We start from the raw sequence: 18278 nt of genomic DNA, 5'->3' as shown, positions 1-18278 counted from the left end.
TTCAATAAATGTTCAAAAAATGTTAAAAAATTTGCTGAAAAAATAGAAGGAGAGATTGTTTTTGAATAGAAGGACTCATATGTTTGAGAAAATAAAAAATCAGGCTTATTTCATTTTTTGAAATAAGCCTGTTCCATAGGAGGATGTATATATGTAGAGTGAATAAAAGTTTGGAAAAGGGGATCCAAGTCCTTTTATTCAACTAACTACCTTAATAAATTGGAACCCAGCCTTCAGTTGTAACAAAAATACGAATAGCTACAACTTGACGATCATCTTGCAAGGTAAAATAATGTCTTGCATTTTCAGGAACAGATATGAGATCGCCTGGCTCAAGTTCAACGTCAAAGAATTTACCATCTTTTCCTTCAATGGCAAAGATGCCATGTCCACTAACAATAAAGCGAACTTCATCATCAGTATGATGGTGTTCTTTTTGGAAATTAATTAATAATTCGTCAAGGTTAGGTGTGCTATTTGAAAGTGAAATTACATCATGTGCTTTATAACCTCGGCGCGTTGAAACATCAGCAATTTCTTTTGCAAACACAGCTAATATTTCAGCCTTGTTTTCATCTGTTAACGAATAATTTTCATTTAAATGAGTAGGAAGCTTAGAGATGTTCCAATTCTCATATAAAACGCCTTCCTCTTGTAGAAATTTAGATACTTCTACTTCATTTTCGATGCGAGTATTTACTTCATGAATACGAATTTGCGCCATTAGAAACGCCTCCTTGAATTGATAATAGTTTTATATGAAATTGGAATAAAAACTCATAAGCCTCTAATCTTTTCTTTGCATCAAAGCTATCTCGGCCCCATACGGTAATACCGTGATTACGGATTAATACTGCTCCCGAATCTCCTTGTATATGCTTTCGGAAGTTTTCTCCAAGCGTTGGGATATGGGCATGGTTTTCGATAATAGGAATGTGAATCGTTGCACCTTCTTCCCAAATATCGAGAGCTTTAATAATTTCTTGATTTTGAAGGGTAACTGCATCGCTATATAAATTTGTGATGACATTATTATCAGTTGTATGAACATGAAGTACGCATCCGGCATTCGTATTGTTATAAATATGTGTATGCAATATTGTTTCTGCTGAAGGGCGTAATTCAGTCTCTAATACTGGAACCCCTAGATGATCTACTAATAGAAAATCATCTGGAGTAGTTTTTGTTTTATCTTTACCACTTGCTGTAATAAGAAAAGTAAGTGGCTCATGACTAACCTTTATAGAAATATTACCACTCGTTGCTGGAAACCAATTTCGTGTTGTTAATTCTTTTTTTATCTCGCTTAAGTCATACCATTGACGAAAAAGTTGTTTCATGATTTCACCTCCAACAAATGTTTTAATTCAGTTTGAACATTATGGAATGTTTCAAACGGTGTATAAGCAATATCATTCTCTTCACACTTTGTAATAAGGAAGTCGCGAGCAAATACTTTATCAGCTTGTTTCGCAGCTTGTAAATCAGTAATTGAATCTCCAATTACAATATGGAAGTCATTCGTATCACTTAATTTACGGATTAAAGATGATTTACATAATCCGCAATGATTTTGACAATGATGATCACAAGGATAAGGCCACTTAACGGTAATGTATTCACTTGAAAAATCGGTTTCATTACAGTAAATTTGCTCTTTTGGAATGAGTCCTTGTAAGAGTGGATAGACGAAGAAATCCATTCCACCTGATATAACATAAAAAGAAATGTTATTTTCATTTGCAAATCGTATAAATTCATGAAAACCACTACGGATTTCAGCAGTTTCTATTAAAAATTGAATCATATCATCGTGTAGACTAGTAGGTATTAATTGAAATAATTGAGAAACACCTTCTTGAATAGATAGCTCTTGTGATAAAATTCTATTCTTTACTTCTTCAGCTTCTGGTGGTGCGAATTTTTCCATAATGGACATAATGTTATCATTATTTGTAATTGTGCCATCGAAATCACAAAATACTTGAATACTCATAATTTCACCCCATGAGAGGGATTTCCCCATATTTGTAGTGCGCTATGCAAATTTATGTCATTTACTTCATGGAGTGGTGTATTTTGCAAAGTAGCATCAATTGCAGTGCGGAAAGCTTTACCACCGCCCTGTGCCCCGCTCGGATGTCCATGTATCCCGCCGCCAGCATTAATAACAACATCTTTACCGAAATCTCGTAGAATAAAGGGAACGAAACCAGGGTGAATACCAGCAGACGGAACAGAAAAACTCTTTTTGAAAAATGCATCGTCTTCAGTTAAATGTTTTGAGATGGAAAGAGCTTCCTCTTTTTCTAGTGCAACACTTCCGTATGGAGATGGGAATAATGAAAAGTCAGCGCCAGCATAACGTAATAGCTTTCCGAGTAATAATGGAGATGAAACGCCATATAACTTGGATGCTGAGTAAGCACCACTTACAGCAGGGTGTGCCATAATAGGAACTGGGATTTCATCATCTTCTGCAAGCGATTGTAGTACATCTAGTCCGTAAGCAAATACATTAAATAATAGAATATCAGCCCCAGCTTGCACTGCACGTTTCGCATTTTCTTTTAAATCAAAAGTCCGTCCTGTTAAATTTACGGCATATAACGTTTTATGGCCGTATGTTTCATATACGGATTGTAAAACTTCTTTTCCAGATACAATGCGTTTCGTAAGTGGTGTTAATGTATTCTCAAATAATATTTCATCATCCTTTACGATATCTACACCACCAATTGCTTGATCGCGTAATTGCGTTTTTAAATACCCAATATTTCGTCCAATCATTCCTTTAAAAATGCTCATTAAAAGGGGACGTTCATGTACTTGTAATAGATTTCGAATACCATTTATCCCGAACTTTGGACCAGGAAAATACTTTTTTAACTCGTCTGAAAATGTTAAGTCAATTAATTTCACTTCGCCATCAAGTGATAGCTTTCCGAATGTAGTTGTTAAAATTGCTGGTAAGTCTGGACTGAAGTTTAATAACGGATATTCAATTTTAATAATCCCGCGTTTTACTTTTTTACGTAAATACGAATTGGTATGTTCTTGTTCAGCTAATTCCTCAACATGAATGACGTTTCCTTTATGCTGTTTTAATTGTTCTTGCAATAAGTGTGGCAAATGAGTCCAAGAGCCAATTGTTAAACCGAGTGCAATTTGCTCGGCCTTTTTTTCTAAGTTATGTGAATCATCATGGATTAAATACGTTGCTATAATTCCGCTCATTGTTAAAACCTCCTAGTTAAATAAAAAAACCTCTCAGCTAAGGAGAGGTTTTTTTACAACCAGCTCCTTATCTGTCAGCATAACGCTGCGAGAATTAGCACCGTGTCTACAATTGTAGATCGGTTGCCGGGTTTCGTCGGGCTCGTCCCTCCACCTGCTCTTGATAAGAAGTATTTAGAAATGTTTAAATTTTTAAGATAACTGAATTTTGTCAGATGTTTTTCGTATTGTCAATTACTTTTTGAAAAAATTTAATTTATCAATTCGATTAATGGCTTCTCGTAATCTATCTTCTGTATGCAAGAGACCAACACGGACATACCCTTCGCCATGTTCACCAAATCCAACACCAGGGGCAACTGCAACGTGTGCTTTTTCTAGTAAAATATCAGAAAATTGCTCAGATGTATATCCTTTCGGAACAGGAAGCCATGCAAAAAATGACCCTGTTGGAATGTCTACATTCCAACCAATTGAGTGACAAGCTGAAACAAGAGCGTTTCTTCGAGATTCGTAACTATTTACAAGGTCTATTACGCAAGACTGTGAACTTAATAGTGCTTCGCGGGCAGCATCTTGAACTGCACCAAAAATACTAACATACATATGATCTTGTAATAAGTTAATTGTTTCAATGACACTTGCATTTCCCACAGCAAAAGCTACGCGCCATCCAGCCATATTGAAAGTTTTCGATAGTGTGTAAATTTCAATACCTGTATCTTTGGCACCGTCTGCTTGTAAGAAACTAACGGGCTTTTGACCATCAAATCCAATGGCACCGTAAGCAAAATCATGAACAACTAATATGTTATGTTCATTAGCAAAATGAATGGTTTCTTCAAAGAACTCTTTTGATGCAGTAGCACCAGTAGGATTATTTGGATAGTTTAAAAACATTAATTTTGCTTGTTTCGCAATAGAGTCATCAATTTTCGTATAATCTGGTAAAAAATTATTTTTTGCAAGTAGCGGCATTGTTTCAAATTGTGCTTTTGCTAAAGCGACACCTGATAAATAATCAGGATAGCCTGGATCAGGAACGAGAATAGTATCACCAGGGTTTGTAAAGCACATTGGTAATTCTACTAATCCAGCTTTTCCGCCAAACAAAATAGCAACTTCTGTTTTTGGATTTACTACTACATCATATTCACGTTGATAGAATGTTGCCACGGCTTCTTTTAAGCTTTCGTGTCCGCGGAATGGCGGATATTTATGATGAATAGTCTTTTCAGCAGCAGCTTGTAAAGCTTTTACGATATGCTGCGGTGTTGGTTGATCTGGATTACCTTGACCTAGATTAATAACATCGTGACCAGCTGCAACGACTTTGTTAACTTTTGCAACAAGTGAAGCGAAAAATTGTGTTGGCAATGATGTTACAATCTCAGAAGGTTGAAATGATTTCATACTTTCCACCTCTTTTGAAAGTTGTTACAATTCTAGTGACAAATGATATAATCTTTCCAGTATTTTGTAAAGAAAAAATTATGAATGGGGCTGATAAAATGAAAGTCGCATGTATTCAAATGGACATTGTCTTTGGAGATGTAGAAAAAAATATTGAGAATGCTAAAAATAAAATAAGCGAAGCGGTGAAGGAAAGACCAGATGTTATTGTCTTACCAGAACTATGGACAACAGGATATGATTTAACGAGACTCTCTGAAATTGCAGATAGGGATGGATTGGAAACGAAAGAAAAGTTGAAAGAATGGTCGAAGCAATATGGTGTACATATTGTCGGTGGTTCTATAGCGAAGCAAACAGATCAAGGTGTTACAAATACAATGTATGTTGTAACGAATAAAGGTCAGCTAGTCAATGAATATAGTAAAGTGCATTTATTTCAGCTCATGGATGAACATAAATATTTAATCGCTGGAAATAGTACAGGCGAATTTAAGTTAGATAATATAGAGTGCGCCGGCACAATTTGTTATGACATTCGTTTTCCAGAGTGGATGCGCGTTCATACTGCGAAAGGTGCAAAAGTGTTATTTGTTGTAGCAGAATGGCCATTAGTTCGTTTAGCACATTGGCGTTTGCTACTGCAAGCAAGGGCGGTTGAAAATCAGTGTTATGTTGTTGCATGTAATCGGGCAGGAAAGGATCCGAATAATGAGTTTGCCGGTCATTCTTTAATTGTCGATCCTTGGGGAGAAGTTGTTGTAGAAGCGAATGAAGAAGAATCAATTTTATTTGGAGAGCTTCATTTTGAGAAAATTAAAGAAGTACGCAAAGGAATTCCAGTTTTTGCAGATCGTCGTCCAGAATTATACAAATAAAATGTTGACAAGTGATTTTTATTCTTGGTATAGTCTTCAACATAAAGTTAAAAATTCAAAAAATTATACAACTCTTATCAAGAGCAGGTGGAGGGATTTGGCCCGATGAAGCCCAGCAACCGACCGTAATACCATTGTGAAATGGGGCGTTTATTTACGCCAAAAGGCACGGTGCTAATTCCAGCAGAAAGTTTACTTTCTGGCAGATAAGAGGGGAGAAGATAAACTTCAAACCTCTTTCTTAGTGGAAAGAGGTTTTTCTGTGTTAGAAAAACCTCTGAATTTTAAAAAAAGGGGAGAAGAAGATGGGATATTATTCATTGACTGAAACGACAGCTATACAATATGCGAAAGAACACGGTTATTTTGAAAAGAAAGCAAATGTAGTTTGTCATGAAATTGGAGATGGAAATTTAAATTACGTGTTCAAATTAGGTGATGGAGAGAAGTCTATTATACTAAAACAAGCATTGCCATATGCAAAAGTAGTTGGTGAGAGCTGGCCGTTATCTATAAAAAGAGCGACGATTGAAAGTAAAGCATTACAAATTTTCGCGAAGTATGTGCCGGAATATGTGCCGGTAGTGTACAGTCATGATGAAGAGTTAGCGGTAACAGTCATAGAAGATTTATCAAGACTAACAATTGCAAGAAAAGGATTAATAGATGGAGAGGAGTACCCACTTTTATCCCAACATATTGGTCGTTTTCTAGCACATGTGTTGTTTTACACTTCAGATTTCGGATTAGAGTCAGAAGAGAAAAGGGTACTAGAAGGTGCATTTGTAAACCCAGACCTTTGTAAAATTACAGAAGATTTAGTGTTTACAGATCCATTCGGTCATTACGATACGAATGATTATGAACCAGAGTTGCAGCTAGCTGTAGATGAACTATGGAGTGACAAAACTGTCAAACTGAAAGTGGCACAGTATAAATATAAATTTTTAACGAGAAAAGAAGCACTCATTCATGGAGATTTACATACGGGAAGTATTTTTTCATCACCTTCTGAAACGAAAGTGATTGATCCAGAATTTGCAACATATGGTCCATTTGGATTTGATCTTGGTCAATTTATTGCAAATTTATTATTAAATGCGTTATCACGTGAAGAGGAAAAAAGAAGTGTGCTATTTTTCCACATTGAGAAAACATGGAGTTATTTTGTAGAAACTTTTACGAAGTTATGGATTGGAGAAGGTGTAGAAGCATATACGAAAGAGAAACAATGGTTGCCAATTATTTTGCAAAATATTTTTACGGATGCCGTTGGATTTGCCGGATGTGAGCTTATCCGTAGAACAATTGGCTTAGCGCATGTAGCTGATTTAGATGAAATAGCAAATAAAGAAAAGAGAATTCAAGCTAAGAAACAGGCGTTATACTTAGGTAGAGAACTAATAAAATATGAATCTAAGAGCGCTGATATTCAACTGTTCCGAACACTATTCCAACAGACAGTTTCTGGAGGGGTAAAAGCATGAGTACAATTGTTACTATTCCAAGGTCTGTCAGTTGGAAAGGCGATGCCATTGCAGTATTAAATCAAACAAAGTTGCCGCATAGTACAGAATACAAAACATTAACGACAATTGAAGATGTATGGAAAAGTATTGTCATGCTAGAAGTAAGAGGGGCACCTGCAATTGGAATTGTAGCTGCATTTGGCTTGGCGCTTGCATCAAAAAAATATAACACTGTACATATTGAAGAATTTCAAAAGAAGTTTAATAGAGATTGTAATTATTTAGGAACGTCACGCCCGACAGCAGTCAATTTATTTTGGGCAATCGATCGTATGAGAGAATCCATTCGGGAAATTACTACAATAAAAGAAGCGCAAAAAAAATTAGAAGAAGAAGCGCTTTTCATTCAGCAAGAAGATGAAGCAGTATGCCGGAGTATTGGAGAACATGCATTAACATGTTTTAAAGACGATGATAACATTTTAACAATTTGTAACGCTGGCAGTATTGCAACTGCTAGATATGGTACTGCATTAGCACCGTTTTATATTGGGAAAGAAAAAGGTGTACGTTTACATGCGTATGCGTGTGAAACGAGACCGGTTTTACAAGGCGGGCGTTTAACAACCTGGGAATTAAAACAGGCAAATATTGATGTAACGCTTATTACAGATAATACCGCAGCTCATGCTATTCAAACGAAAGAAATAAACGCGATTATAGTAGGAGCGGACCGAATTGTCGCAAATGGAGATACAGCGAATAAAATCGGAACAATGAATTTAGCGATATTAGCAAAGTATTTTGATATCCCGTTCTATGTTGCAGCTCCGCTATCCACATTTGATATTACGAAACAAACAGGTGCTGAAATTGTTATTGAAGAAAGAGATGAAACAGAAGTTACGAAAATTTTTGGAAAACAAGTAGCGCCAATTGGAACTACTGTTTATAATCCTGCATTTGACGTAACACCGAATGAATTAATTACAGGTATTATTACTGAAAAAGGCATTATACGTGGAGATTATAAATGGGAAATTGCATCGTTATTTGAAAGACAAGCTAATACATAATAGCTTGTTTTTTTATGCCTAAATGTTTTCTTTTCTCTTATTTATATAATGAGAGGAGGCGAGAAAGATGGAAGAGTGGATCAGGATGATAGGTAATGTAGGTTTTCCGATTGTTGTAACATTATATTTACTTCATCGTATTGAAAGTAAATTAGATGGGGTAATTGTTGCGATCGAGAAACTCCCTACACAATTACTAAAGTAGGAGGGTCCTCGGGATAAAAATAAAGTTTGCTCACGAAGAGCAAACTTTATTTTTATTGAGCAGTATAACCACCATCGATAACGACAGCTTGACCAGTTATACCTTTCGCTTTTTCGCTGGCTAAAAACATAGCATAATCAGCAATTTCTTGTACTTGTAATAGGCGCTTTTGTGGGACAAGTGGATAAATGACATCCTCTAAAACATTTTCAAGCGGTACATTTCGTGTAGTCGCTAAATCTTGTAGTTGATTACGTACAAGAGGGGTATCGACATAACCAGGACAAAGCGCATTAACGGTAATTCCGTGAGTAGCGCCTTCTAAAGCGGCAACTTTTGTTAATCCAATTACGCCATGCTTCGCGCTATTGTAGGCGGATTTTCCTGCAAATCCAACGAGGCCATTAATGGAGGCTACATTAATAATTCGGCCATACTTTTGTTTTTTCATAATTGGGAAGGCGTGCTTAATTGCGATAAAAGGAGCGATTTGCATAATTTTAATAAGTTGTTCAAACTTTTCGGTTGGAAACTCTTCAATTGGTGAAACATGCTGCATTCCTGCGTTATTAATTAATATATGTAATGAACCGAAATGAGTAACCGTTTGAGAAATTGCAGCTGTAATTTCTTCTTCAGATGTAACATCACATTTTAAACCGATAGCTTGATAGCCTTCTTTTTGTAATTGGTCAGCAGCTTCTTTTGCACGTTCTTCAAGACGATCGGTAATCACAACTTTTGCACCTTCTTTTGCAAAAGCGTTTCCCATTTCATAACCAATACCACTTGCAGCACCTGTTAAAAAGACAACACGATTTGTAACCATGGTGAAAAACATCCCTTCGTAATAAAGTTCTCATATTGCTCTATTTAGAGGGCAGATAATAAAAATCCTGCAAAGATTTGGAAAAATATTGTTCGCTATCTTGTTTTACAAAATAGTCTCTGCTATACTACTTTGTAAAGCAAGATACTTACGCTTATCTATCTTGTAAAACAAGATAGTGGGAGGATTTGAATTATGTCGACAAGTCAAATGCTGAAAGGGATTTTAGAAGGATGCTTACTTGCTATTATTTCTGAAGGTGAAATATACGGTTATGAAATGAGTGAAAAGCTAGCGAAGTATGGCTTTACAATGGCGAGTGAGGGAAGTATTTATCCGTTATTAATACGAATGCAAAAGGAAGGATTAATAACAAGTGTAATGAAGGAATCTCCATCTGGCCCAAAGCGAAAATATTATACATTAACTGAAAAAGGCGAGGAAGCGCTTCATGAATTTATGGATCGCTGGGAAGCGATGCAAAGTAGTGTAGAGCGTCTACTTGAGGGGAAGGGGAGAAAAAAATAATGCTATCAAATGAAGCACGAAAGTTTTTATTAGATATGAGATTATTTTTAGTGGCAAAGGGTGTGAAAGAAAGCGATATTGAAAATTTTATAGAAGATGCAGAACTCCATTTAATCGAGGGTGAGAGTGATGGGAAAAGTGTAGAAGATATTTTCGGAAGCTCACCGAAAGAATATGCAAATGAACTTGTAAAAGTAATGGAAAAGGATAGACAGGAAACGTGGAAGCAAATTGGTTTTACAGTAATGAATATCGTATCGTTTTGGATTATTGCTTCTATCTTAATAGTGAATAACGGAATGTTACAGATATCGCTTATTCAGTGCGTGGGGTATAGTTTGTCATTGATTTTAGTTGTTATAGGTCCTAATTTTCTACTTCGTAAAATGACCTTCGTAACAAGTTTTACAAAAACGTGGTTTTCTATGTGGTTTTTAGTTATGATTGCGCCAATGTTTTTAATAGGAGTTGTTACGATATTAGATGTGATTTATCCTACAAAAATGTTTACATTCACCCAAACGCAAAGTTATATATTAGCTGGAGCTATTTTTATTATTACAATAGCGATAAATATGTATTTTGAAGGATGGTTTAAAAACTTATATTTAATCATTCCGCTTTCAATTATGTTACTGTTTAAAACATTTACTTCGGAAGATCTCATGCCAATGTTATTTCAAATTATATGTTTATACGGAAGTTTGTTTATTTTAATTTTCCTTGAAATTATGCTGAAGATGAATAGAAGAGAAGCGGTTAAATAAGGGGGGATAAAAGTGTTATCGAATGAAGGGCAAAAATTTTTAGATGATACCCAAGGCTATTTACGAACCAAGGGCATTAGAGAAACTGATATTATTTCCTTTATAGAAGATGCTGAACTACATTTAATAGAAGGTGAGAAGAAGGGAAAGACGGTAAGTGATATATTTGGTCATGCTTCACAAGAATATGCTAATCAACTTGCGGAAGAGATGGATATAGATAGAAAAGGTAATTATAAATTATTACTTTACTTTATTGTAAATTTATTGGCTTTCACAATGATGAAGAGCGTATTCTTTAGTGAATTCAACCATCGTTTATCTTATTCTTTAATTGAGTTAATTGGTTATCCGATTATGATTTTTGTAGGAATTACTGTATTAATATGGGGAATGAGAACAGCATCATTTAAGCGTAAAAGAACTGAATTTTTAATAATGTATATAAGCGGTGCGATATGGTTTTTATTAATTTTTAGTATTGCATTATTAAATAAGTTTTATGGTACAACATTTATTAAGTTTACTAGTACGGAAAGCTTAATTCTTGTTGGTGTAGTAGTTCTTTTAGCGGTTGTTATAAATATTAAATTTGGTGGTTGGTTTACTTTGTCGTATTTACTAGTTCCAATTGTATTAGAATATGTGTTTGTAATAATAGATGTATCAAATATTATTGGAATGTATGTGCAGCAAATAATTCTTTTCATTGTTATTTATATGCTTTTAAAAATTCATATCAAATTAGAAAAAAGAGAAGTATACGAATAAACAAGAGGGACAGTTATTTATAGGTATATGAAGGATTTGATTTCTAAAATCAACTATGTTGTTTTCATCAAAAGAAATACATGATGACTATTTTAATATTTTATTAGGGGATAAGCCTAAATGTATCTTTTTAGTTTAAGTAGGAAAAGGGCTGCTCTGGATATACAAAAAATTATTTCCAAAGAAATACTATATTTTGATTTTTAGAGGGATTCGGTTTAGGTGTATAGTGTATCCTTTGCAGCCGGGCTTTCGTTTATGGATTGGAATAAGTTGTTTTAAACAGTAACAAGATTGTTACTGTTTTTTTCTTTGTAATAAAGCACTTTGTAAAGAGAGTGCTTTTTGTTCGTTCGTTAATAGTGACTGAATATGGACACTTTCAGGGCGCGGGACTATCGGATACATAAGATTTGTTGGAGAGGGATGGTGCTCCGAGCCAGTTGGGGAATGAGGATCTGCGTGAGTAAGTTTTCCATGAATACGTCTTGTAAATAAAATATGACCGACTTCGTGAGCGAGCGTATATATATTTTTCATAGGAGCAGCCGAATTTGTTAAAACGATATAACCAGTAAGTTGCTGTTGTTTTGCTAAAGAGTAAGCGCAGGCAATGACCGCTGTTTCTTTAAAATAATCACTACCAATATAACAAATGTAAAGGTCGCATTCAGGAGCTTCATTTACACATGTTTGGAAAAAGGATGCTAATTTTTCCTGACTTTGAATAGAATTTTTATAACTAATTTCACGGTCAGAAAAACGAAAAAGTTCATTTAAAATAATTACGTCTTTAATTTGAAATGTAATGGGGTGCCAAATTGATTCTGCAACTGCTAAATCTTTTGCGATACGGTCATCAGAAATGTTGGCGCCTGGAGTAATGCAAATACATATATTGACGTATGGATCCATAAGGAACACCTCAACTGAAAAAATTCTTCCTATAATATATGTTAGGAAAAGACCCTATGTATGGATAAACGCCTTGTTTATTACAAGTCGAAAAAATTTCATAGTTCTATAACGTAGTTTGATCATCTTTTTGATATAGTAAAGGAAAGGGGGAGAATATATGTATACATTAAAAATCGTTTCAGACAGAGAAGCTCTTTATCAATTTGCAAGTTATGTAAGAGTTGTGCAAGGGGTGGAAGATGTATATGTAGAGGTGGGAGAACCTTTATATGAACATCCGTTGATGAAGTTTTATGTACATATTAAGCTGGAGGAAACATATGAGCAACATAAAGCGTTACAAGAAATAGCAAGATTAGTAGAGTTAGGACGTTTTACATATGTTCATTATCGTAATGATGAAATTGAAGAAGCTTTTGAAGCTGTAAAATATGAAAGTTTTAAGAAATAAGGGTGAAAAAAGGGAGGCGAAAGCTTCCTTTTTTTTCTTGGAAATTACATCAACAAAAGGAGAAAAATTTTGTTATGATAAGGGAGGGTGAGGAAAGGAGAGTTTACATAATGGGGTATATTGAAGAGTTACGCAAAGTCGTTGGGACAAGACCACTTATTCTCGTTGGATCAGCAATAATTATACTAAATGATAATCAAGAAGTATTGCTTCAATATCGTTCAGATACATATGATTGGGGTGTACCTGGCGGCGCGATGGAACTAGGAGAAACGACTGAAGAAACTGCTCGCCGAGAATTATTCGAGGAGACGGGATTAACTGCAAAAATAATGCAATTTCTAGGTGTCTTATCAGGAAAGGAAGTATATTTCCGTTATCCTAATGGAGATGAAATTTTTAATGTCATTCATCTGTATCAGGGGCATCATGTGAGTGGAGAGCTAAGGCTTGATCATGAGGGATTGAAGCTTCAATATTTTCCGGTAGATAAGTTACCAAAATTGAATGAAACGACAGAGAAAATTTTACAAAAATTTTTATATGCATTAACAGAATAGAAGGTTAATTCCTTCTATTTTTATTATATTAAATATTTTGATTTTTTAGTATGTTTATAGTATGATAGATGTAGACATACATCTTATGGAATTTCACCTAAAAACTGACTAGGGTACATAAGAGAGGGGCAAGTGCAAAATGCATAATGTTGTTATTACAGCTGCAGTTCGTTCGCCAATTGGAACTTTTGGAGGAGCGCTAAAAAATGTAACGCCAGTAGAATTAGCGGTTCCTGTACTTCAGGAAGCTGTAAAACGAGGCGGGGTAGAACCACACGAAGTTGATGAAGTAATTTTAGGTCATTGTATTCAAAGAACTGATGAAGCAAATACTGCAAGAACAGCTGCATTAGCGGCAGGATTTCCTGACACAGTTACGGGTTATACAATCCAACGCCAATGTTCTTCAGGTATGCAAGCAATTATGTCAGCTGCAATGCAAATTCAATTAGGTGTAAGTGATGTTGTTATTGCAGGTGGAGTAGAAGCAATGAGCTCAAGCCCTTATGCATTAAAACAGCACCGCTGGGGACAACGTCTACAGCACGGAGAAATTCGTGATACGGTGTGGGAAGTACTAGAAGATCCAATTCACCATATTATGATGGGTGAAACAGCTGAAAATCTAGTTGACCAATATGAAATTACAAGAGAGGAACAAGATGAAGTTGCGCTTCGTAGTCATACATTGGCACTGCAAGCAATTGAGTCTGGATACTTTGACGATCAAATTGTTCCTATTACGATAAAAGAACGTAGAAAAGAAATAGTATTTTCGAAGGATGAACATCCACGTGCAGATATTACAGCGGAAAAATTAGCAGGATTAAAACCAGCTTTCCGTAAAGACGGATCAGTAACGGCAGGGAATGCATCTGGCCTGAATGATGGAAGTGCGGTTCTAGTATTAATGAGCGAAGAAAAAGCGAAAGAAAAAGGCTTACAACCGTTAGCTAGAATTGTTGGATATTCAGTAGCTGGAGTAGATCCGAAAATTATGGGTATTGGACCAGCACCAGCAATTCGTAAAGGATTAGAAAAAGTAGATTGGTCATTAGAAGATGCAGATTTACTTGAAATTAATGAAGCTTTCGCGGCTCAATACCTAGCTGTAGAGAAAGAATTAGGTTTAGACCGTGAAAAAGTGAATGTAAACGGTAGTGGTGTAGGACTTGGACATCCAATCGGTTGTACAGGAGCTCGTATTACGGTAAGTTTAATTCATGAATTGAAGAGACGTGGTTTAGAAAAAGGAATTGCCTCTCTATGCGTCGGCGGCGGTATTGGGGTAGCATTATTTATAGAAGCACTATAAAAAAGAAGCAGCGCTTGCTGCTTCTTTTTTACGATTCAAATAGATGCTGGAATAGTCGATCACGGTTTTCAAAGAAAAGTTTTGTCGTTTGGTAATGCTCAGTGTCTTCTAAGGCGGATTCGTGAATCCCTTCTTGTGTTAAAGAGTATATAGTGGATTCAGGGTAAGCCATTAAAATAGGAGAATGCGTCGCGATAACAAATTGTGAACCTTGTTCCGCTAGTTCGTGCATTCGAATGAGCATGGAAAGTTGTCTCATTGGTGATAAAGCTGCCTCAGGCTCATCTAAAATGTATAAACCTTGTCCTGAAAAACGATGCATAAATAAGGAGAAAAATGATTCACCGTGTGATTGGTTGTGTAGTGAGGTGCCACCATATGAGTCAATAACTGGATTTCCACGTGCGTATGGATCGGCATCCATTTCATCAATATAAGAAGCAACGTTATAAAATGATTCAGCGCGAAGAAAGAAACCATCACTTGGTGTATTGAAACTTTTAGAAATGCGAAGGTATTCATGTAAAGATGAATGTGAATCGTTTGTGCTAAAGCGGAAGTTTTTCGTTCCACCTTCTGCGTTAAAACCTAAAGCGATTGCAATTGCTTCAAGTAATGTTGATTTACCGGTTCCGTTTTCTCCAATAATGAATGTTACATTTGGATGAAAAGCTAGAGATTGTAATTTTTGGATAGCGGGTAAACAGTAAGGATATGTGGAAAAACTAGGGATATTTTCTTTCTTTAATGTGACATTTTTTAAAAAGGGTACGTCAATCAATATATAAACCTCAATTCATAACGGATTTTGATTCTAAAAAAGCAGCAAATACAAGTGTAAGACAACTTGCAAATAGTATTGTATATTGAAGTGCACCAAAACCGAGACCTTCCCAGCCAAAAGACATTCTCTGCCATATAAAAATGAAAAGAACGCTCATAAAGCCAACGAGAGCAGGAAGGTATTTTATAATCTTTAAGTGCTTCCACAGAAAAAAGCTGATGTATGTAAGTACAAAGAAGATAAACAGAACAAGAAAAAAGACAAGTGTTAATGACATATGAACCCCTCCTTATTTTCTGAATATTTCATGTGGATTATAACATGTAAACTACCATATTCCAATGTGAAAATAAATATTGCATCAAGATCAATTCTCTCGTTATGATAGATGGTATTCTAATAAAGATATGAAAAGGAGTCAAAACATGCCGTTTACATTTGCACACCCAGCAGCAATTCTTCCTTTGGTGAAAAAGCGTTCTCAATATATTTCAGTAACGGCTCTTATATTAGGGAGTATGGCGCCTGATTTTGAATATTTTTTACGCTTTAGGCCGTATGGTGTTATTGGGCATACATGGCTTGGATTCTTATATTTAAATTTGCCGCTTGTATTTCTACTCGCATACATATATCATTACATTTTAAAAAAGCCGTTTATAACACATTTACCTAAACCGTTTGCTGGCTACTATACATATGCAGTAGATGAGAGGTGGGGGCTTCATACATGGAAGGATTTCTTTGTATTTTGCTATTCTGCTTTATTTGGTATGCTCACGCATGTCGTTTGGGATGCGTTTACTCATCATACAGGCTACTTCGTTATGAAAATAGCATTGTTACAAAGAGAATTACATAGTATCCCAGTGTATAAATACATGCAACACGGAAGTACATGTGTAGGTTTATTATTACTATTATACGTACTATGGAAGTATAAAGATGAAACAGGGAAAGATATGATGATAGCTTCAGAAAAAAGGAAGTATTGGGTTTCGTCAATCATTGTCGCAGCTATAGTATTTATCGTTCAAGCGTTTATAGATCCCTATTTTCATATTTTCCAAATAGGAGGTATAATAGTATCTGGACTGACAAGTTCGTTTTGTGGACTCCTCATTGTTTCTATAGTTTACAAAGCAAGGGACTAATTTACATTACTGAATGATAGTGTTAGGAGAAATTATATGATGAAAGCATGGAAAAGTATTTTTGTTTTATGTAGTTTTCTTCTTATGTTAAGTGGTTGCTTCCATCAAGAAGAAAAGAAAGCTGAACCGAAGAAGAAAGAATCTATTCCTGAAACAAAAGAATATGGTGGGCGTGAGCTGAAAAAAGTAGGACAAAAAGTGAAAGAAACAGGATGGGGTACTTTTAAATTAGAACAGATCCATTCTGTGAATCAAACATTTGAAGTAGCACCAATGAAAATTCACGTACAAGATGTGAAAGTAATCTCTTTATCGCAGATGAGTAAAGATGCAAAAAATACATTAAAAGTATATACGGCATTAACTCCTGAAGAAGTAAAGCGTAGATTAGGAGATAAAGTAAGTCAAGAAGATGCAGAGTTATATGCATCGATCAGTGGTACTGAGATTAGTGATACGATTCGTTACGTTGAAATTACATATAAGGTGGAAAATAGCGGGAATAAAAATATACAATTTTTCTCTATGAATGATGTTACGATTAATGATAAGCAACATTTTAAAGTAGCAACTCAAAACTTTTTATATGATGAAGATACGCTCGTTGGTACAAAAAATGTATCAAGGGAAGACTATAAGCCTGGTGAAACAAGAAATGGTATTATCGGCTTAATACTTGATGATGGAAAAGAAAAGGTAAAGGATATTAAGTTTACAACAGATAATGTAATCGCAGCAGATACAGAAACGCAAGATGTTGTAAAAGAGCCACAAACTTTTAATATCTCACTTTCTGAGTAAGAGTTTTTTAAAAATATGTAAGAAAAGACAGTCAGCGCTCAAACAACTATGCTGACTGTTTTTTCTGTTCTTTTATGTATGAATCTACACTTTGAAAAGGTACCTTAATTTTAAACGCATCTTTTTGTTCATTAAATTGCTTTTCATTATACGGGCCAAACCGTTTATTATGCTTTACGTCGATAATCCAATAATACTCACTTTTTTTATTTGCAATTGCCCCGTCAGGGTTATTCGGATCTGATTTTTCCTCAATTTGTTTTGCAATAATGTATTTATCATCCCAAGCTATGTCTGTAAGTTTTGCAGGAATGTATTGTGTGGCATATACAGCATCTTGCGATGGGAAAAGTTCAAATGCATTTCCAGAAGTACGTATGAGTTCGTATTCATCGTTAATCGTATAAGTTATATGATTTGTATTTCCAGCACAACCGGCTAATAGGAATGCGACGAATAGGATTATCCATTTTTTCAATATGGGAACCTCCTTTATAATGCTGTTGTAACACATTGTACAAGAAAAGTAAGAGAAACGCTAGTTTACAATGTTTTTTAGAAGTGGTACGATGAGACGGGTAAAGAAGGATATGAAGGAGTCGACATAAAATGAAGTTAAAGATGCATCGTCCAGCGCTTGTAATGAATCGCATAGGTGCTTCCCTAATTGACATGTTTTTAATCTCGGTTATGTATGGCGCAGTAGTAGCTATTATGACCGGAAATTATAGTGCTATTTTTAATCGCTTTAATATTAGTTTTGGTGATTATAGATATGATCTCACAGTAGTTTTTATATTAATGGCGATATATTTTATTTTGGTACCCTTTATTTGGAACGGTGTTACACTTGGTAAAAAGGTAACGAGAATAAAATTAATTTCATTGAAGAGTGAAAAGTTAACATTACAAACATTAATTATAAGATTTTTTGTATTGTTATTACCGAACATATTGCTACTTGGAATTCCGATATTATGTAACGTATATATGATGTTATTCCGCAAAGATAATTGTGGTTTTCAAGATTTAATTACAAAAACAAAAGTGATAAGTCTTGTATAATAAAACAGAGACCTTTTTATACATAAAATAAGAGGGTCTTTTTTTATCCCGCTTTAA

The 18278-nt window shown here is 35.1% G+C and carries 23 protein-coding genes, 1 pseudogene and 2 riboswitches; of the genes and pseudogenes, 14 read left to right on the top strand and 10 right to left on the bottom strand.

Going from position 1 to position 18278, the window contains the following annotated elements; genetic code table 11:
- Positions 1-211: 211 nt before the first annotated feature.
- From MR113_RS23725 to MR113_RS23705, 5 genes are all read right to left on the bottom strand, one after another.
- Complete coding sequence (locus MR113_RS23725; protein ID WP_242257082.1) at positions 212-724, bottom strand: 1,2-dihydroxy-3-keto-5-methylthiopentene dioxygenase; 513 nt, start codon at positions 722-724, stop codon at positions 212-214.
- Entirely contained in the window at positions 702-1340 is a 639-nt protein-coding gene (locus MR113_RS23720; protein ID WP_000811328.1) for a methylthioribulose 1-phosphate dehydratase, read from the bottom strand. Before MR113_RS23720 ends, MR113_RS23725 begins: the two co-directional genes overlap by 23 nt.
- Complete coding sequence (locus tag MR113_RS23715; protein ID WP_242257081.1) at positions 1337-1996, bottom strand: 2-hydroxy-3-keto-5-methylthiopentenyl-1-phosphate phosphatase; 660 nt, start codon at positions 1994-1996, stop codon at positions 1337-1339. The genes MR113_RS23720 and MR113_RS23715 overlap by 4 nt, the downstream gene beginning before the upstream one ends.
- Positions 1993-3237 (bottom strand): 2,3-diketo-5-methylthiopentyl-1-phosphate enolase, encoded by a 1245-nt coding sequence (gene mtnW, locus MR113_RS23710; protein ID WP_242257080.1) that lies wholly within the window; start codon positions 3235-3237, stop codon positions 1993-1995. The genes MR113_RS23715 and mtnW overlap by 4 nt, the downstream gene beginning before the upstream one ends.
- Before the next feature lie 64 nt (positions 3238-3301).
- Positions 3302-3407, bottom strand: a riboswitch (SAM riboswitch).
- Positions 3408-3471: 64 nt separating this feature from the next.
- On the bottom strand, positions 3472-4650 hold the full coding sequence (locus MR113_RS23705; protein ID WP_242257079.1) for a pyridoxal phosphate-dependent aminotransferase: 1179 nt from the start codon (positions 4648-4650) through the stop codon (positions 3472-3474).
- 14 nt (positions 4651-4664) lie between these two features.
- On the opposite strand from MR113_RS23705, the gene MR113_RS23700 reads away from it, so the two are divergent.
- The 4 genes from MR113_RS23700 to MR113_RS23685 all read left to right on the top strand — a co-directional run bounded on the left by MR113_RS23700 (position 4665) and on the right by MR113_RS23685 (position 8278).
- Positions 4665-5528: a carbon-nitrogen family hydrolase gene (locus tag MR113_RS23700; RefSeq protein ID WP_242257083.1), complete on the top strand. Its 864-nt coding sequence runs from the start codon at positions 4665-4667 to the stop codon at positions 5526-5528.
- Between the two features lie 71 nt (positions 5529-5599).
- Positions 5600-5741, top strand: a riboswitch (SAM riboswitch).
- Positions 5742-5833: 92 nt separating this feature from the next.
- Entirely contained in the window at positions 5834-7015 is a 1182-nt protein-coding gene (mtnK, locus tag MR113_RS23695; protein ID WP_242257078.1) for an S-methyl-5-thioribose kinase, read from the top strand.
- Positions 7012-8073, top strand: coding sequence for an S-methyl-5-thioribose-1-phosphate isomerase (mtnA, locus tag MR113_RS23690; RefSeq protein WP_242257077.1), 1062 nt, complete (start codon positions 7012-7014; stop codon positions 8071-8073). The genes mtnK and mtnA overlap by 4 nt, the downstream gene beginning before the upstream one ends.
- Before the next feature lie 67 nt (positions 8074-8140).
- Complete coding sequence (locus tag MR113_RS23685; RefSeq protein ID WP_242257076.1) at positions 8141-8278, top strand: YvrJ family protein; 138 nt, start codon at positions 8141-8143, stop codon at positions 8276-8278.
- Positions 8279-8330: 52 nt separating this feature from the next.
- Here MR113_RS23685 and MR113_RS23680 read toward each other — a convergent pair whose 3' ends face one another.
- Entirely contained in the window at positions 8331-9107 is a 777-nt protein-coding gene (locus tag MR113_RS23680) for a 3-hydroxybutyrate dehydrogenase (protein ID WP_242257075.1), read from the bottom strand.
- 195 nt (positions 9108-9302) lie between these two features.
- On the opposite strand from MR113_RS23680, the gene MR113_RS23675 reads away from it, so the two are divergent.
- The 4 genes and pseudogenes from MR113_RS23675 (at position 9303) to MR113_RS23660 (ending at position 11455) form a co-directional block, all read left to right on the top strand.
- On the top strand, positions 9303-9635 hold the full coding sequence (locus tag MR113_RS23675) for a PadR family transcriptional regulator (protein WP_000107986.1): 333 nt from the start codon (positions 9303-9305) through the stop codon (positions 9633-9635).
- Positions 9635-10402: a DUF1129 domain-containing protein gene (locus MR113_RS23670; protein ID WP_242257074.1), complete on the top strand. Its 768-nt coding sequence runs from the start codon at positions 9635-9637 to the stop codon at positions 10400-10402. Before MR113_RS23675 ends, MR113_RS23670 begins: the two co-directional genes overlap by 1 nt.
- Before the next feature lie 12 nt (positions 10403-10414).
- The gene (locus MR113_RS23665) at positions 10415-11173 is read left to right on the top strand and encodes a DUF1129 domain-containing protein (protein WP_242257073.1); all 759 of its coding nucleotides are present in this window, start codon (positions 10415-10417) and stop codon (positions 11171-11173) included.
- Positions 11174-11228: 55 nt separating this feature from the next.
- Positions 11229-11455, top strand: a pseudogene (locus tag MR113_RS23660) (DNA-binding protein).
- A gap of 15 nt (positions 11456-11470) precedes the next feature.
- On the opposite strand, the gene MR113_RS23655 reads toward MR113_RS23660, so the two are convergent.
- Entirely contained in the window at positions 11471-12088 is a 618-nt protein-coding gene (locus MR113_RS23655; RefSeq protein ID WP_242257072.1) for a DUF955 domain-containing protein, read from the bottom strand.
- Between the two features lie 160 nt (positions 12089-12248).
- Between MR113_RS23655 and MR113_RS23650 the strand changes: the two genes are divergently transcribed.
- From MR113_RS23650 to MR113_RS23640, 3 genes are all read left to right on the top strand, one after another.
- Positions 12249-12542, top strand: a complete 294-nt coding sequence (locus MR113_RS23650) for a DUF3928 family protein (RefSeq protein WP_000288327.1) — start codon at positions 12249-12251, stop codon at positions 12540-12542.
- 110 nt (positions 12543-12652) lie between these two features.
- On the top strand, positions 12653-13102 hold the full coding sequence (locus MR113_RS23645) for an NUDIX hydrolase (protein WP_000540530.1): 450 nt from the start codon (positions 12653-12655) through the stop codon (positions 13100-13102).
- Positions 13103-13241: 139 nt separating this feature from the next.
- Positions 13242-14417: an acetyl-CoA C-acetyltransferase gene (locus tag MR113_RS23640; RefSeq protein ID WP_061680446.1), complete on the top strand. Its 1176-nt coding sequence runs from the start codon at positions 13242-13244 to the stop codon at positions 14415-14417.
- 28 nt (positions 14418-14445) lie between these two features.
- On the opposite strand, the gene MR113_RS23635 is transcribed toward MR113_RS23640, so the two are convergent.
- Both MR113_RS23635 and MR113_RS23630 read right to left on the bottom strand, forming a co-directional pair.
- Complete coding sequence (locus MR113_RS23635) at positions 14446-15198, bottom strand: AAA family ATPase (RefSeq protein WP_242257071.1); 753 nt, start codon at positions 15196-15198, stop codon at positions 14446-14448.
- 10 nt (positions 15199-15208) lie between these two features.
- Positions 15209-15478 carry a hypothetical protein gene (locus MR113_RS23630; protein ID WP_242257070.1) on the bottom strand — a complete coding sequence of 90 codons (270 nt, stop codon included), beginning with the start codon at positions 15476-15478 and terminating at the stop codon, positions 15209-15211.
- Positions 15479-15626: 148 nt separating this feature from the next.
- Here MR113_RS23630 and MR113_RS23625 point away from each other — a divergent pair, with 148 nt between their 5' ends.
- Positions 15627-16355: a DUF4184 family protein gene (locus MR113_RS23625; protein WP_242257069.1), complete on the top strand. Its 729-nt coding sequence runs from the start codon at positions 15627-15629 to the stop codon at positions 16353-16355.
- 36 nt (positions 16356-16391) lie between these two features.
- Positions 16392-17156: a hypothetical protein gene (locus MR113_RS23620; protein ID WP_242257068.1), complete on the top strand. Its 765-nt coding sequence runs from the start codon at positions 16392-16394 to the stop codon at positions 17154-17156.
- Between the two features lie 46 nt (positions 17157-17202).
- Here MR113_RS23620 and MR113_RS23615 read toward each other — a convergent pair whose 3' ends face one another.
- Entirely contained in the window at positions 17203-17634 is a 432-nt protein-coding gene (locus tag MR113_RS23615) for a DUF3997 domain-containing protein (protein WP_242240167.1), read from the bottom strand.
- A 131-nt stretch (positions 17635-17765) separates the two neighbouring features.
- On the opposite strand from MR113_RS23615, the gene MR113_RS23610 reads away from it, so the two are divergent.
- Positions 17766-18221 carry an RDD family protein gene (locus MR113_RS23610; RefSeq protein ID WP_098124053.1) on the top strand — a complete coding sequence of 152 codons (456 nt, stop codon included), beginning with the start codon at positions 17766-17768 and terminating at the stop codon, positions 18219-18221.
- Positions 18222-18278: the final 57 nt, after the last annotated feature.

This window comes from Bacillus cereus group sp. BfR-BA-01379, from assembly GCF_022663605.1.
Lineage (GTDB): Bacteria > Bacillota > Bacilli > Bacillales > Bacillaceae_G > Bacillus_A > Bacillus_A mobilis.
This window is presented reverse-complemented; position numbering and strand designations above follow the sequence as displayed.

What these genes read in the sequence shown, in the direction of transcription:
- MR113_RS23620 (WP_242257068.1), top strand. Translation starts at nt 16,392, where the DNA reads ATGATGAAAGCATGGAAAAGTATTTTTGTTTTATGTAGTTTTCTTCTT.
- MR113_RS23655 (WP_242257072.1), bottom strand. Translation starts at nt 12,088, where the DNA reads ATGGATCCATACGTCAATATATGTATTTGCATTACTCCAGGCGCCAAC.
- MR113_RS23625 (WP_242257069.1), top strand. Translation starts at nt 15,627, where the DNA reads ATGCCGTTTACATTTGCACACCCAGCAGCAATTCTTCCTTTGGTGAAA.
- MR113_RS23610 (WP_098124053.1), top strand. Translation starts at nt 17,766, where the DNA reads ATGAAGTTAAAGATGCATCGTCCAGCGCTTGTAATGAATCGCATAGGT.
- MR113_RS23685 (WP_242257076.1), top strand. Translation starts at nt 8,141, where the DNA reads ATGGAAGAGTGGATCAGGATGATAGGTAATGTAGGTTTTCCGATTGTT.
- mtnW (WP_242257080.1), bottom strand. Translation starts at nt 3,237, where the DNA reads ATGAGCGGAATTATAGCAACGTATTTAATCCATGATGATTCACATAAC.
- MR113_RS23680 (WP_242257075.1), bottom strand. Translation starts at nt 9,107, where the DNA reads ATGGTTACAAATCGTGTTGTCTTTTTAACAGGTGCTGCAAGTGGTATT.
- MR113_RS23650 (WP_000288327.1), top strand. Translation starts at nt 12,249, where the DNA reads ATGTATACATTAAAAATCGTTTCAGACAGAGAAGCTCTTTATCAATTT.
- MR113_RS23715 (WP_242257081.1), bottom strand. Translation starts at nt 1,996, where the DNA reads ATGAGTATTCAAGTATTTTGTGATTTCGATGGCACAATTACAAATAAT.
- MR113_RS23640 (WP_061680446.1), top strand. Translation starts at nt 13,242, where the DNA reads ATGCATAATGTTGTTATTACAGCTGCAGTTCGTTCGCCAATTGGAACT.
- mtnK (WP_242257078.1), top strand. Translation starts at nt 5,834, where the DNA reads ATGGGATATTATTCATTGACTGAAACGACAGCTATACAATATGCGAAA.
- MR113_RS23675 (WP_000107986.1), top strand. Translation starts at nt 9,303, where the DNA reads ATGTCGACAAGTCAAATGCTGAAAGGGATTTTAGAAGGATGCTTACTT.
- MR113_RS23630 (WP_242257070.1), bottom strand. Translation starts at nt 15,478, where the DNA reads ATGTCATTAACACTTGTCTTTTTTCTTGTTCTGTTTATCTTCTTTGTA.
- MR113_RS23645 (WP_000540530.1), top strand. Translation starts at nt 12,653, where the DNA reads ATGGGGTATATTGAAGAGTTACGCAAAGTCGTTGGGACAAGACCACTT.
- MR113_RS23670 (WP_242257074.1), top strand. Translation starts at nt 9,635, where the DNA reads ATGCTATCAAATGAAGCACGAAAGTTTTTATTAGATATGAGATTATTT.
- MR113_RS23720 (WP_000811328.1), bottom strand. Translation starts at nt 1,340, where the DNA reads ATGAAACAACTTTTTCGTCAATGGTATGACTTAAGCGAGATAAAAAAA.
- MR113_RS23705 (WP_242257079.1), bottom strand. Translation starts at nt 4,650, where the DNA reads ATGAAATCATTTCAACCTTCTGAGATTGTAACATCATTGCCAACACAA.
- mtnA (WP_242257077.1), top strand. Translation starts at nt 7,012, where the DNA reads ATGAGTACAATTGTTACTATTCCAAGGTCTGTCAGTTGGAAAGGCGAT.
- MR113_RS23725 (WP_242257082.1), bottom strand. Translation starts at nt 724, where the DNA reads ATGGCGCAAATTCGTATTCATGAAGTAAATACTCGCATCGAAAATGAA.